Below are 13,531 nucleotides of genomic sequence, written 5' to 3'. Positions count from 1 at the left end.
CTACTTCTTCGAGAGCCAAAAATAAACCGTACGAATAGATCTAAATCCCGACGACTTCTCTCCAGACCTCACACATCAGGGCATGCCCCGGAATTGTCGGGTGAATCCCATCCCAGGCCCAAAACTTGGAATTCGGGTTTTCCGCCACCTTCTGAAATTCGGAGTGAAAAGGCACAAAAGTCAGGTGCTTTTCCTCTGCCACCCTTTTGGCCGCTTCCCGATAGGGGTCGAACTCTTTCCAATTGCGCAGTTCAAAAGGTTCACAGATGACAATCCTTACCCCGGGAATCTCTTTTTGGGAGCGTTCGATTAGTTCCCTGTAGCCGGTTTCATAATCCTCCACCGTTCCTTTGTATTTCGAACCGAAGGCAACCGTATGCCAGAGGTCATTGATGCCCACGAGAATGCTGAGGACCTTCGGCTTAAGATCGATGGCGTCATTATGCCAGCGCGCGGCCAGGTCGGGGATCTTGTTGCCGCTTATGCCGCGATTATAAATCTGCAGGTCCAATCCAGGATAAGCTGCATGAAGTTGTCCCGCGAGCATGGCCGCGTAACTCTTGCCGAGTGCACCAGTATGATTGGCATGCCCGACTTCTTTTTTTCTTCCCGCATCCGTGATGGAGTCGCCCTGAAAAAGAATAACGTCACCTTTTTGCAGCTTAATCGGCGACGGGCTTTCCTTGGCATAGGTTGGCAAGGGACTCATGGCACCGAAAGCCCCCAAGGCCAAACCTTGCTTGAGAAGGGAGCGGCGTGAGAATAAATCAGAGGACGTAGCGGTTCTTTTTTGGGGCATGGGAAAAATTAAAGCAGTGTTTTGTTGAAGAGATTGATAATAGATACGCCTTGAAGGAGTCTTCGGCAAGCACAGTTGAATTGATTCAAGCAGTGGTATGATCCAGTGTGGGATTTGCTGTCCGCCAAGATGAAAAGTCAAATGCTCATGCGCGCCGCGATGACACTGGGACTCACGCTCCTTCTGCCACTCGTAGGCGCATTACTGGCGGGTGACTCCGTCATGTCTTACCTCGAAATTCCCCCGGAGGGCCAAAAGCGTAACTACCCGGATTTCCAATGGGCCGCATTTATTGGTATCTGGCTGCTGTTTTTTGGTCTTCTGGGTGTATGGCTCGTTCGGGCCAAGCCGGCGCATGATGTCAATCAACCCAAAGCCGGACGGGCGTTCCCACGCTGGGGCTGGATCGGCGTCACACTGGTGGCGTTATTCTGGATATTAGCGTGGATGCCGACCTCCGTCGAATGGCTTCGGCGCTACAGCTTCCCGCCACTGTGGATGGGTTTTATCATTACGATCAACGCCCTGCTCCACCAACGGACCGGTCGCTGCCCCCTGGCCCGCGAAACCGGATTCTTTCTCGCCCTGTTTCCCGCGAGTGCTGCGTTCTGGTGGCTGTTTGAATATCTCAACCGTTTTGTCGACAACTGGATCTATCTAGATGCCGGCGATATCGGCAGCACTGAGTATCTGGTTCATGCCAGCCTTTGCTTTGCCACCGTACTACCAGCGGTTTACAGCGTGCGTCTGTGGCTTGGCAGCTTTCCACGCCTTCAAAGCCGTTTTCTCGCCGGGCCAGAACTGAAAATGCGGGCCCCATACTTATCCGGCTCCATAGGACTGGCTTTCTTTGCTTTTTCCCTTACTGCTATCGGCTTCGCTCCCGAACTCTTCTTTCCTTTTCTCTGGGTCGGCCCACTGGGTATCTGGATCTGTCTTGAACTGATGACCGACCACCGCTTGCCCTGGCCTGAAATCAGTCATGGTGACTGGCGCGAATTTTGTTTCTGGGCGCTCGCGGCCCTGCTCTGCGGCTTCTTCTGGGAGCTCTGGAATTTCTACGCTATGCCCAAGTGGGAATACCAAATTCCCTTTTTCGAAGCTTTTTATCTCTTTGAAATGCCCATCAGCGGCTACCTCGGCTACCTTCTTTTCGGTTTGGAGTGCGGGATCACCGTTTTCTGCCTGAAAATAATTACCAGGCGTCAGCGACTGTCGTCTATCGAATAAAAGCTTCCATTTATCTTAACCATTGTTGGGCTGAGGTAAATCATGGGCCTTACGAGCCGCTGCTACAGTAAAAAACCGCTTCCTTATCGAAGCAGGGCCCCTCGGAAAATGATAAAGGCTGAAGATCCTTTGGTTTAATGTGGATTGATTTTCCTCCGCTCCTATCCGACTTTTGAGGTCATATTTTTTTATGGATTCAATTCAAACCTCAGTCCTTGCCGGACATTCCTCCAGCAATGCCACCCTCTTCCACCGCATTCGTTTTCTCGCCCCGGATGCCTCGGTGATCATCGACTTTTCAGACGGAAACTCGGTTTATATCGTTCGTGACATCGAAATGGACCGTGCCCGTTCGACTGTCCGTACCGACCGGGTCTGCTGTGCGGCCGACTTTGCACCAACCGACGGCCTTTCAGGCGACCGTGATACCGCGCTGGCACAGGCAACCGCTGAATGTTTAAAACAAGCCGGCGAAACAGTCATTACAGTGGATCGCAGCCTGCCTTATCTCTACGCCCATTTTATAGGGGAAGCCGGCATCGCGATCGAGTATTCTCCCGAACTGGGAGTGGCCAACCGACGCAGCAAAGGCGAGGAAGAGATTGAGCACCTGCGCCACGCGCAAGCAGTGACCGGGGAAGCCGTGACCTTCGCCTGCCGGACGATTGCCCATGCCAAGCCAGACCGTAACGGGCTCCTGCAACACGAAGGCTCCCTACTCACTTCCGAGCGGTTGCGTTCGATGATCACGGCCTTTCTGGTCGAGCGCAACTTTTCCAATGCACATGACTCCATGGTCGTTACCATCCCCAGCGTGGCTGACTGCCACCACTTCGGGGCCGGACCGCTCAAAGCCGACCTGCCTGTGATCGTCGACATTTTCCCCATGGATAATGCCACCCGCTACAACGGAGACATGACCCGAACCGTAGTGAACGGGACACCCTCCGACGAACTCGTTCAAATGCATGCAACGGTCTGCGAAGCCAAAGTCGCCGGATGCGCTGCGCTCAAAGCAGGTACCACCGGTGAGGCCGTACACCTTGCGACCACGGAGGTCATCAAAGCCCGTGGTTACTCCATGGCACGTGGAGAAACCCGGCATGATGTAACTGTGCCGACCATGCGCCATGGCACCGGGCACGGCATCGGCCTCGAAGTGCACGAGCCGATTTTATTGGACGACGGCGCCGGTGAGATACTGGAAAATGAGATTTTCACGGTCGAGCCCGGGCTTTACTCCTCGACCCTTGGGGGCGTCCGAGTTGAGGACATGGTCCTCGCTACGGAAAACGGACATAAAATTCTCTCACTCTTGCATGAAGGATTGAACTGGAGAGATTAGAGAATGCTGGCCAGACTCAACCACCAAGTGTGGCCATTGTACAAAACGATATTTATTTTCAGATGCAGCAAAACGGAAGCCCGTCCACGACGATCTGATCATCAAGCTCACGGCAGACCTGGCCCGATTACTTCACGACTGTACAAGGTCAAAGCATCGATTGCGGTAAGTGATGGACACACCGTCACGTAAATGAGGGGTAATGAGCGAATCGTCGTTTTACCACGACGCACGCTGAAGGCTTAATCCGAAATCAAGTGCTTCTTCGGTAGTTTCGTATAATTCCTACTAATACCGACTTGAAGATGCCTGGATTTTATCCGCATCAGAGCGTTTTTGCTTTGAATCATTAGCCGAAAGTTGGTTATGATTTTGACGTCAGAGAGTCATTGCCGTCTAACCCCAAACCATGGAGCACTATGTCAGTCAAAGCGATCATACTCCGCCAAGTGCCGGTAGAAATTACTGAAAAAGCCACGCCCCTGCTGATTGAGCTAAGGAGCTGTGCCTTGAAACAGCCCGGATACATTTCGGGTGAAACCCTGATCCGCGTGGATGACCCCAAGGAGCATCTTGTTATCAGCACCTGGGATTCACTGGAACACTGGAACCAGTGGCTACAGAGCCCCCAGCGCGCTGCAATCCAGTCACGAGTGGATGCCTGCCTCGGGGAGGAAACACTCTACCAGGTCTATTACCAAAGTTAATCGATTCCCCCCATGAGCGACCCGGATTCCAATGCGATGCGTTTGGACCGAAACCGCGAGTTGGCGAAACTGCGCGAGCAGGCCCGACTGGGCGGTGGGCAGGCGCGTATCGACAAGCAGCATGCGGCCAATCGCATGACTGCTCGCGAACGCCTCGAGTATCTTCTGGATGCAGACAGTTTCGAGGAATTCGACATGTTCAAGACCCACCGCTGCACCGACTTCGGCATGCAGGAAAAGGTCTACCCCGGGGACGGTGTGGTAACCGGCTATGGCACGATCGACGGACGTCTGGTCTTTGTCTTCTCTCAAGACTTTACCGTACTCGGAGGGTCACTTTCGGAGACCTTTGCCGAAAAGATCTGCAAGGTAATGGACATGGCGCTCCGCAACGGCGCCCCGATCATCGGACTCAATGACTCGGGCGGCGCACGCATCCAGGAAGGGATTGAGAGCCTCGCCGGATATACCGAAATCTTCCAGCGTAATGTCGATGTTTCCGGGGTCATCCCGCAAATCTCCTGCATCATGGGGCCATGTGCGGGCGGTGCGGTCTATTCCCCAGCTTTGACGGACTTTGTTATCATGGTGGAAAATACCAGCTACATGTTCCTGACTGGGCCGAAAGTGGTCAAGGCCGTTACCCATGAGGAAGTCGATATCGACTCTCTGGGTGGCGCACAAATCCACGCCACGCGGAGCGGGGTTGCTCACCTGGCCTATGAATCCGAAGAAGCAGCGCTCAGCGGCATCCGCGAATTGATGAGCTTTTTACCCCAAAACAACATGCTGCCTCCGGAGATCAAAGCGACGGAAGACCCGTTTGAGCGCATGTCCGTGGCCCTGGACCATATCATTCCCGACAACGCAAACGAAGCTTACGACATCAAAGATGTGATTCGGGAAACGGTCGACGACGGGATATTTTTTGAAATCCAGTCCGGCTACGCACCCAATCTCGTCGTCGGCTTTAGTCGCTATGGCGGGCATTCGGCCGGCGTCGTCGCCAACAACCCGGCACATCTCGCAGGCACCCTGGATAATGACGCCTCAATCAAGGGTGCCCGTTTCGTTCGTTTCTGCGATGCCTTTAATATCCCGCTGGTCGTTTTCGAGGATGTGCCCGGCTTCCTGCCCGGCACCGCTCAGGAATACGGAGGTATCATTCGCAACGGGGCCAAACTACTCTTCGCCTTTGCCGAAGCCACCGTGCCCAAAATCACTATCATCACGCGCAAAGCTTACGGAGGCGCCTACTGCGTCATGAATTCCAAGCACCTCGGCGGCGATATCAACTACGCCTGGCCCAGCGCCGAGATTGCCGTGATGGGAGCCGGTGGCGCAGCGGAAATCCTCTACGCCAGAGAACTTCGCGAAGCCCAATCGCCCGAGGAGGCCAACGAAAAGCTTGAACGGCACAAGCGCGAGTATGCCGGGAACTTCACCAACCCCTATGTCGCTGCCCGTCGTGGTTACGTCGACGATATCATACGCCCGAGAAATACACGGTTCCGTATTATCAAAGCACTCATCATGCTGGAGAACAAACAAGTCAGCGAACCGGTGCGCAAGCACGCCAACATGCCACTGTAAGCCCATAGAGTATAATGAAATTCAACTTCGATCCGGGAAATATTCCGGATAATGACGGACTAACCATCTCGCTCATCGGCATGGCGATTGTCTTTTTGGGGCTGCTCGCGGTTAGTTGCATGATCATTGTTCTACCGAAGGCCTTACACCTTTTGGATGCCTCACGGAGGCGCAAGCCTGACGCCAGCAAAAGCAAGGACGCGCACGATGATATGGAACGGAGGGAGAAAGCCATCGTTGCGGCCATTGCTATGGTCCTGGAAGATGCCATGCGCCCCGAGGACGGAAGCACGATCCAACGCATTACCATACGTCGTTCAGGGACGGAATCCATCTGGCGACAAGCCGGACAGATGCGCTCGCTTTCCAGCCACACGCCGATACGGGGAGGTCCACGATGAAAGAATATCACCTTAACGTCGACGGTCAGGATTTTGTCCTCAGCCTTAAATCACTTTCCGGCGATAGGGCCGAAGTTGAAATCGACGGCAAACAATACTCGGTCGAGATACACAGTATCCGCCAGATGAAGAGCCACGAACGACACCCCTCGACCTCGTCGCAAAGCGGTGCCTCAAAACCGGTCGCCCACCCCCCGAGCACTCCGGCCATGAGTGGGAGCGTTTCCGCCGATTCTGTCTCCGCCCCCATTCCGGGGGGCATCCTGGAAATCTATGTCAAGGTCGGTGAAACCGTGACCGCAGGACAGGATCTTTTAAAAATGGAAGCCATGAAAATGGAGAACCGCATTACCGCGCCGCGTGCCGGTAATATCGCAAAACTCCATGTAAAAGCCGGAGATCCTGTCAGCCAGGGACAAGTGTTGGTGGAATTGGAATGAGCCAGCTTTTCCAGTTCTTCGAATCGACCGGACTCTCAGGTCTGACTTGGGGCTACGCGGTCATGATCGTGATTGGCCTGATCTTCATCACCCTGGCGATCACAAAAGAGTATGAGCCTTTGCTTCTGCTACCGATCGGCTTCGGCATACTCGTCGGTAATATTCCCCACATGAGCGGGATGCCGCTCGGCGTTTATGATAGCGGCAGCGTTTTAAGCTACATCTATTTTGGGGTGAAGGAAGGCCTGTTCCCTCCTCTCATTTTTCTCGGAATCGGTGCGATGACCGATTTTTCCACCATGCTTTCCAACCCGAAGCTGGTCCTACTCGGAGCTGCTGCCCAAGTGGGCATCTTTCTCACTTTTCTCGGTGCCTTAACGCTCGGCTTTAACGCACAAGAAGCCGGTGCGATCGGAATTATCGGAGGTGCGGACGGCCCCACCGCGATTTTTCTCTCCGCCAAACTTGCCCCTCATTTGCTCGGTGCCATTGCGATTGCGGCCTATTCCTACATGGCACTGGTGCCGGTCATCCAGCCTCCGATCATGAAAATGCTGACGAGCGAAATGGAGCGTAAAATCCATATGAAGCCTCCAAAGGAGGTGTCACAACGGGTGCGCATTATTTTCCCGGTGGCCGCCTTTCTCATCTGTGTATTGATCGCTCCGGGATCCATGGCCCTGCTCGGCATGCTCTTCTTCGGTAATCTGCTCAAGGAATCCGGCGTGACCGATCGTCTCGCGAACTCGGCCCGTAACGCCATGATCGACATTGTAACGATCCTACTCGGCTTCTCAGTCGGGGCCAGTACCCAGGCCGTCCGCATGATCGAGGTGGATGGCGAACTGGTAAACAAGGGCTTTCTCTCTGGAGATTCTCTACTCATTTTCATACTCGGCGCCCTCTCCTTTTGCATGGCAACCATAGGCGGGGTGCTTTTCGCAAAATTCATGAATTTATTTCTCAAGGAAAAAATCAATCCATTGGTCGGGGCCGCCGGTGTCTCCGCCGTGCCGGATTCTGCACGGGTCGTGCAAATGATCGGCCGCGAGTCCGACCCGAACAACTTCCTCCTCATGCATGCCATGGCTCCTAATGTCTCCGGCGTGATCGGCTCGGCCATTGCGGCAGGTATCCTCTGGTCCGTGCTCACATAGCCACACCGGGCAACATAAACCGATCAACAAAGCAAACGAAGATTACCTAAAGGTTATCATTGGCGTGCTGACGTTCTTACTTATTTGTGGGGGGTAAACGATCGACAAAGCTCTGAGCCAAGCCTGGCAAGACCCGGCGATTGGATACAAGGGCATAAAAAATTTCAAATTGCTCGACCAGGGAATGTTCAGTAAATCACATTCATAACCTTGAAGACGAGAAAGGCGAAATCCGGAAATCTGAAAACAACCGCTCGATTGATTCTGCAGTTGAGTCTTGTCGGGATACTTCTCGCATCGGTCTATTTTTTACTCGGGCCGGACGACTTTTCATGGAAAGAGAATATTCCGCCACCGGGACGTCCCGTTGAAAATACGGTAGAGCTGCAAATTGCTCTGACCCGTTTAGGGTTTTCTCCCGGCTCAATCGACGGAACGCCGGGAACCCAAACGAAGCAGGCCTTGGCCGCATTTCAAAAAAGCCGGGAACTGGATGCTACCGGAGAGATCAACGACGACCTCGCCACATGGCTGCGGATTGAAGAGCCGACGCATGCTTACATCGAACTCTCCGAAGAAGCATTATCGAGACTGACGCCAGAACCCTCCAGTTGGCGCGAGCGGGGCCAATTGAGTCACTACGGTTATCACTCGATCCTCGAAATGGTCGCGGAGAAAACCAGTGCAGCCCCCGACTACATCCGTGCAATCAACCCGGAGCTCGACTGGTCTGCCCTGCGGGCAGGCGACAGGGTGCTGGCCCCTCTCGTGCCGCCTTACCGAATTGACGATACAATCAGCCGTATCCGCATCGGGCTCGGGAAACGACAGCTCCAGGCCTTTGATGCCTCCGGGAATATAATCTTCCACTGCCCCGTCAGCATCGCCCGCGATGTGGCCAAACGTCCTGTTGGTGAACTTATAGTAAAAGTTCGTGTTGCGAATCCCAATTACACATTCAATCCGGAAATCCTCGGTACGACAGCTGCGCGCGAGGGAATCAGCAAAAAGTTCATCATACAACCCGGACCGAACAATCCGGTCGGCACGGTCTGGCTCGGGCTGAACCGTCCCAGCTATGGCATACACGGAACTCCTTCGCCGGAGAAAGTCGGGCGTACGGAATCGAGCGGATGTTTCCGACTCGCAAACTGGAATGCGGAAACCCTGCTCCATGCCACTGAAGTCGGCACGCCTGTTCACGTGCTACCTTAATGCCAGAATGTCAGTCCGCTAGAAGCTGACTTGTTTCAACTCTCCCTGGGAGTAGTCCCGAAGAGAATCCACTTGTTCGAACCTCTCTTTAAAATAATTCACTTTCAGCGCTTTTTTCGTGCTGCTCCGGTCGGAGATCAACTCACGCTCAAGTCCGTCTACAAAATCATCCAACTTGCGAATATTGTTCGCCGACGCCAAGCCACGCCGCCAGCTGAAATTTTCCCCGAACGGTTCGAACAAGTATCCCAGGGAATCGTGGCTGGCATAACCTGTCATAATGGTGCGCTTATTCTTGAGCATGTAAATTGTGCGTGCCAGCAGGTAAGTTCGCTCTTCAAAGTTCGCAAAGAGTTCACCCTGCTCATAAAGATCCTCGAGTGAGATACGGTGCCACTCAATTTCACCATCCAGACGAAAACCAAAACGCCGTATATCCGACAACTCGGAATCCTCCGTCCATTTATCCTTCTGGCTCAAATCCTTCATATAAGAGACGATGCCAATGACTTTACCGAGCTTGTCGTGAACAATGGGACTCCCGCTGTTTCCGGGAACAAATTTAGCGGATATCTCGATTTCTTCCGGCCCGATCCCGTCAACGTCACCTCTTAATTTTGTGGCCACACCAGCGCCATCTGAATTACCCATGACCGTAATCCTGTCACCGATCGAAACATCATCAAAGGCAAGGGAATTTGAGATCATCAGTGCGTTCCCCGTCCAGTTTAAGGGAACGATCGCCAAATCACGTTTCTTGCTTAAAAAAGCGATGTCCGGCAATTGAAGCTCCTGGCCATCAACTGTCCAGAGCATCGCACCCCGGGCTGCGGCCAAGACATGTATATTCGTAACAAAGAACTTCCGCCCTTTCATTTCCGCGATAAAACCACTACCGCCTCCCCCCTCCTTAGCTTCAACAATAACCAGCGCACCGACAGGAATTTCTCCGCCGGAGGGACTTTTTCCAGAGGGACTGCTCTTGGCCTCCGCAGCTGCCTCTGCCTCCATGAGCTCGCGTTTCAACCGGGCGACGCGTTCCTCCGCTGTTTCTGTCCCGTTTGCTCCAGAGGAAACCGACGAAAAAGGCACAAATATAAGTGCACAAAAACACTTTAAAAACAGACTGGGAGCGAGAGTCATTCACACATGAAAAATGCCAGCTGTGCTTAGACAAGTTTTTTGTCCTGACAACTTTTCCGGTTGTCGCTTTAAGTTTTCACCGGTTTAAATCGACGCGGCTATTGATGGATTGGTTAAAAGCAAACGAAGAGATCTTCACAGCACTGGGCCTACTCAGCGTTTTTCTCTTTTTGCTTTCACTGATTATTTTTCCGCTGATCATCATTTATTTACCGCACGATTACTTTGTTCGTACGGAACCGGGAATTACCACACTCAATCCTCTGCGCATGGTCCTGCGTATTCTAAAAAACGCTTTGGGCTGCTTTCTCATCATTGCCGGATTTCTTATGCTATTTTTACCCGGGCAGGGCCTGCTTTGCCTGTTTCTAGGGATCAGCCTGGTCAACTTCCCGGGCAAGCGAAACCTGGAAATGCGCCTCCTGGGCTACAGGCGCATTCAGGATAGTGTTGCCTGGGTTAGACAGAAAGCGAACCGGAAACCGATCATACTGCCTGAAAAAGTATCCTGAGACTAGGCTCCTGCACCCTATTCCGCTCCAATTTCAATGCCCATCTCGCGGGCACGTTTGCGCCAGATATCCCGCGCATGAGCCTGCAAATCGGTCACCCGGTCATGCTCATCCATGATTTCGACACCCATGAGCGTCTCCAGCGCATCTTCCAAAGTGACCAAACCGACCGTAGAACCGAACTCGTCCTGCACCATGGCGATATGCAATTTCTGGTTCAGCAACTGCTGAATCAAATCATCAACTTTCATGAGATTGGGCACGAAGGCGATGTCGCGCCTGAGCGTTGACAGAGTCTGCCCCGGATCCTGCAGGCATGCCTGCAGGGCATCGGAACGAAGGACGAAGCCGGTAACCACTTCACTATTCTCCGCGAAGACAGGTATACGTGAAAACTTTGTTTTGCCGGTGCTTTCGACAAACTCGGCTAAAGTCGTTGCTTCGGGCAACATGTGGACAACCGTGCGTGGCGTCATAATACTTGCCGCATTGATGCGATGCAGTTCCAGCATATTGCGAACGATGCGGCTCTCGTCCGCCTTGATCGTGCCCTCAACCTCCCCCAGGCGGGCAACGGCGAGCAACTCTTCGCGGTGCTTGGGCGCTTCTGCGGAACGGCCAAATGTGATGAGACGGGTAATGAGCTGACAAACCGCGACAATTGGACGAAGTATTGTCTGCAGGAAAGGCAGGACCGATGCTGTAAAAGGCGCAAAGAAGACGGCATAACGAGCACCAAGCGTCTTGGGAATGATTTCCGTCAGAACCAAAACGGCAAGAGTCAGCGCTCCGGCAAAGATGCCACCGGTGGCGTCGCCATAGACCTTGGCATACTGGGCACCCGCGCCGGTAGCACCCATCGTATGCGCTATGGTGTTGAGCGTTAGAATCGCAGCCAGAGGCTTATCAATATCTTCTTTCAGCTTCTGCAATCGGCCGGACCATCGCTTCCCCCGGGATTTGGCCGCCTGCAGTTGGGTATTGGTTATTGTGAGCAGGGATGCTTCCAGCAATGAACATAAGAAGGAAAAACCCAGCGCGATGCCGACGTAGAAAATTAAAAGTGCCATTAGAAAATGCTAACTAAGCGGCCAACTCGGCACAGGTCAAACCAAGGGGTAACGCATCTTCCGTATGCGCGTGAGTGTGTGTCATCAATTACGATTACGAAAATCGGGTTGAAAAGACGGGGACGTCGAATAGATACATTGTAACCCTCCACGAGATTACTCACCGTAGAAAGTATCATTGCCGAGCCTATACCAGCGTTCAGCCAGATTTCGCACCGCGCAGCATTCGCGGATGATATTGCGCGTGCGGGCCGGACCCGCCTCCGCACCCTGCTGGTAAAGCATTCACGGCTTTCCCAGTTGCTTGCACGTAGGCAGACTCACGATTCGAAACGCCAGCGACATCGCTACTTATAATTTACACTGCCCCCGAACGAAACTCGCACATGAAAAAAAACGAAAAAAAGGAATTACCCGCCGTCAAGGCGTTCGCACTCTTCTGGCTGGGAATATTTCTAGCCGGCAATCTGCACGCACAAACTTCTACTGAGCCGACTCGCGAAGAACTCATGCAACGATTGGAGGCCATGGGTAAAGAGCTTAAGGCGACCAAAGCGGCACTGAAGGCGAGCGAGCAAAAGCTAAAAGCCGTAGAAAGTGCCGCCATGGCAACACCCGCCTCCGAAAAAGTCAGTTCTTTGGAAGCTCAGATTGCCAATGCCGCCGACCTCGGGCCTGCAAAAATCACGCCGGGCGACCTGATTCCGTTACTGGAGGGTCTTAAAATAGGCGGTGCCGTGCGCGCCAATTATTACGGAGGTGATTACACTGACAGCGGCGCCAAGAATGCCAACCGCGGCGACGATGGCACCATCAGTCTCGATACCTTCCGCATTAATATGGACTATAAACGCGGCCCCTGGCTCGGGAAACTTGAATACCGGTTTTACCCCGGCTATTCCGGCAGCAATTCAGACAGTTATCATTTCCTGCACACCGGCTGGTTGGGTTACGATTTTGACAATGCCGGCCAGCTCCAGGTCGGCGTCAACCGGGTGCCCTTTGGTCCGGGCCCTTATGGCATTTCCCAAAGCTGGTTCTTTGATCAGCATTACTACGTAGGCCTCTCAGACGATATGGATCTCGGCATCAAATACACCGAGACCAGGGGCGATTGGACCTTTGACCTGGCCTACTACTACTCGGATGAAGGATCCTGGTACGGAGAGAATTTTTCCACCGACAGTGTCCGTTATTCCTACGATGTGGTGGACGAAACCGGCGATGGCTACGAAGAACGCAATCAGTTCAACGCCCGAGCCATCTACGCAGCCGAATTCGGTGAAGTAAAAGCTGATTTAGGCGTTTCAGCCCAGTTCGGTTTTTTAAAAAGTAATGGCGAGCAAGACGATGGCGAGCATTACGCTTTCTCTGTTCACCCCATATTCAAGTGGAACAACTGGACCCTGGCTCCACAGCTAACCTACTACAAATACAATATCGACGGGTATGTGGATCGAACGGATGACGGCATCGACAACCCCACCGATGACCTGATCCAGTTTGGCGCGTACGACTTCCCCACCTTCGTGGCGACGGAAGCTTGGATGCCGGCCATATCGCTGAGCTATTATTACGAAGTCGATCAAGTTGACTGGTTGGACTATATTATTCCCTACGCGGAATATAGCGCCATTATGAAGACTGAGAGTGAGTTCAATGACAGTGAGTTCATCACCGCCGGCGCAGCCTGGGGACGCGGGGGCTGGTATATCTACACCGAATTGGCCTTTTCCAACGGGAATGATTTCATCGGAAACGAGGTCGGCTACGGCGACCCGACCAGTGGCGCCAGCAACAATGACGGTGTCTTTCAGAGTGACCGTTTTGGCGGCAACTCCACCGACGAGTGGGAAACGCGCTTTAACGTCAATTTCGGCTACTACTTTTAAACCGATTCCCTCTGCCAAGAGAGACGA

The 13,531-nt window shown here is 53.2% G+C and carries 14 protein-coding genes; 10 read left to right on the top strand and 4 right to left on the bottom strand.

The features are described from left to right. Nucleotides 1-40: 40 nt before the first annotated feature. Entirely contained in the window at nt 41-799 is a 759-nt protein-coding gene (locus DDZ13_RS08555; protein WP_110131027.1) for an SGNH/GDSL hydrolase family protein, read from the bottom strand. A gap of 129 nt (nt 800-928) precedes the next feature. Between DDZ13_RS08555 and DDZ13_RS08550 the strand changes: the two genes are divergently transcribed. The 8 genes from DDZ13_RS08550 to DDZ13_RS08515 all read left to right on the top strand — a co-directional run bounded on the left by DDZ13_RS08550 (nt 929) and on the right by DDZ13_RS08515 (nt 8,887). Beyond that, nucleotides 929-2,029: a hypothetical protein gene (locus DDZ13_RS08550; RefSeq protein ID WP_110131026.1), complete on the top strand. Its 1,101-nt coding sequence runs from the start codon at nt 929-931 to the stop codon at nt 2,027-2,029. A gap of 190 nt (nt 2,030-2,219) precedes the next feature. After that, a complete protein-coding gene (locus DDZ13_RS08545) occupies nt 2,220-3,374 on the top strand; it encodes a M24 family metallopeptidase (RefSeq protein WP_110131025.1) in 1,155 nt (384 codons plus the stop codon). Between the two features lie 419 nt (nt 3,375-3,793). After that, nucleotides 3,794-4,081 carry an antibiotic biosynthesis monooxygenase family protein gene (locus DDZ13_RS08540; protein ID WP_110131024.1) on the top strand — a complete coding sequence of 96 codons (288 nt, stop codon included), beginning with the start codon at nt 3,794-3,796 and terminating at the stop codon, nt 4,079-4,081. Nucleotides 4,082-4,093: 12 nt separating this feature from the next. Next, entirely contained in the window at nt 4,094-5,674 is a 1,581-nt protein-coding gene (locus DDZ13_RS08535; protein WP_233246124.1) for an acyl-CoA carboxylase subunit beta, read from the top strand. A gap of 14 nt (nt 5,675-5,688) precedes the next feature. Continuing rightward, nucleotides 5,689-6,075, top strand: a complete 387-nt coding sequence (locus DDZ13_RS08530) for an OadG family protein (protein ID WP_110131023.1) — start codon at nt 5,689-5,691, stop codon at nt 6,073-6,075. After that, nucleotides 6,072-6,515 (top strand): biotin/lipoyl-containing protein, encoded by a 444-nt coding sequence (locus DDZ13_RS08525; RefSeq protein WP_110131022.1) that lies wholly within the window; start codon nt 6,072-6,074, stop codon nt 6,513-6,515. The genes DDZ13_RS08530 and DDZ13_RS08525 overlap by 4 nt, the downstream gene beginning before the upstream one ends. Beyond that, on the top strand, nt 6,512-7,672 hold the full coding sequence (locus tag DDZ13_RS08520) for a sodium ion-translocating decarboxylase subunit beta (RefSeq protein WP_110131021.1): 1,161 nt from the start codon (nt 6,512-6,514) through the stop codon (nt 7,670-7,672). Before DDZ13_RS08525 ends, DDZ13_RS08520 begins: the two co-directional genes overlap by 4 nt. A 210-nt stretch (nt 7,673-7,882) precedes the next feature. Continuing rightward, the gene (locus DDZ13_RS08515) at nt 7,883-8,887 is read left to right on the top strand and encodes a L,D-transpeptidase family protein (protein WP_110131020.1); all 1,005 of its coding nucleotides are present in this window, start codon (nt 7,883-7,885) and stop codon (nt 8,885-8,887) included. An 18-nt stretch (nt 8,888-8,905) separates the two neighbouring features. Here the strand turns inward: DDZ13_RS08515 and DDZ13_RS08510 are convergent, their stop codons facing one another. Beyond that, the gene (locus tag DDZ13_RS08510) at nt 8,906-9,913 is read right to left on the bottom strand and encodes a S1 family peptidase (protein WP_158279852.1); all 1,008 of its coding nucleotides are present in this window, start codon (nt 9,911-9,913) and stop codon (nt 8,906-8,908) included. Between the two features lie 221 nt (nt 9,914-10,134). Here DDZ13_RS08510 and DDZ13_RS08505 point away from each other — a divergent pair, with 221 nt between their 5' ends. Next, nucleotides 10,135-10,542, top strand: a complete 408-nt coding sequence (locus tag DDZ13_RS08505; protein ID WP_110131018.1) for a PGPGW domain-containing protein — start codon at nt 10,135-10,137, stop codon at nt 10,540-10,542. A gap of 17 nt (nt 10,543-10,559) precedes the next feature. Here DDZ13_RS08505 and DDZ13_RS08500 read toward each other — a convergent pair whose 3' ends face one another. Both DDZ13_RS08500 and DDZ13_RS15830 read right to left on the bottom strand, forming a co-directional pair. Beyond that, on the bottom strand, nt 10,560-11,612 hold the full coding sequence (locus DDZ13_RS08500) for a CNNM domain-containing protein (protein ID WP_110131017.1): 1,053 nt from the start codon (nt 11,610-11,612) through the stop codon (nt 10,560-10,562). Between the two features lie 156 nt (nt 11,613-11,768). Next, nucleotides 11,769-11,897, bottom strand: a complete 129-nt coding sequence (locus DDZ13_RS15830) for a hypothetical protein (RefSeq protein WP_269845174.1) — start codon at nt 11,895-11,897, stop codon at nt 11,769-11,771. Nucleotides 11,898-12,217: 320 nt separating this feature from the next. On the opposite strand from DDZ13_RS15830, the gene DDZ13_RS08495 reads away from it, so the two are divergent. Beyond that, nucleotides 12,218-13,504 carry a porin family protein gene (locus tag DDZ13_RS08495; protein ID WP_425486556.1) on the top strand — a complete coding sequence of 429 codons (1,287 nt, stop codon included), beginning with the start codon at nt 12,218-12,220 and terminating at the stop codon, nt 13,502-13,504. Nucleotides 13,505-13,531 lie beyond the last annotated feature (27 nt).

It is taken from the genome of Coraliomargarita sinensis, assembly GCF_003185655.1.
In the GTDB taxonomy this organism is placed as follows: domain Bacteria; phylum Verrucomicrobiota; class Verrucomicrobiia; order Opitutales; family Coraliomargaritaceae; genus Coraliomargarita_B; species Coraliomargarita_B sinensis.
Note: the sequence above shows the minus strand (reverse complement) of the source record. Positions and strands in the feature narration are given on the sequence as shown.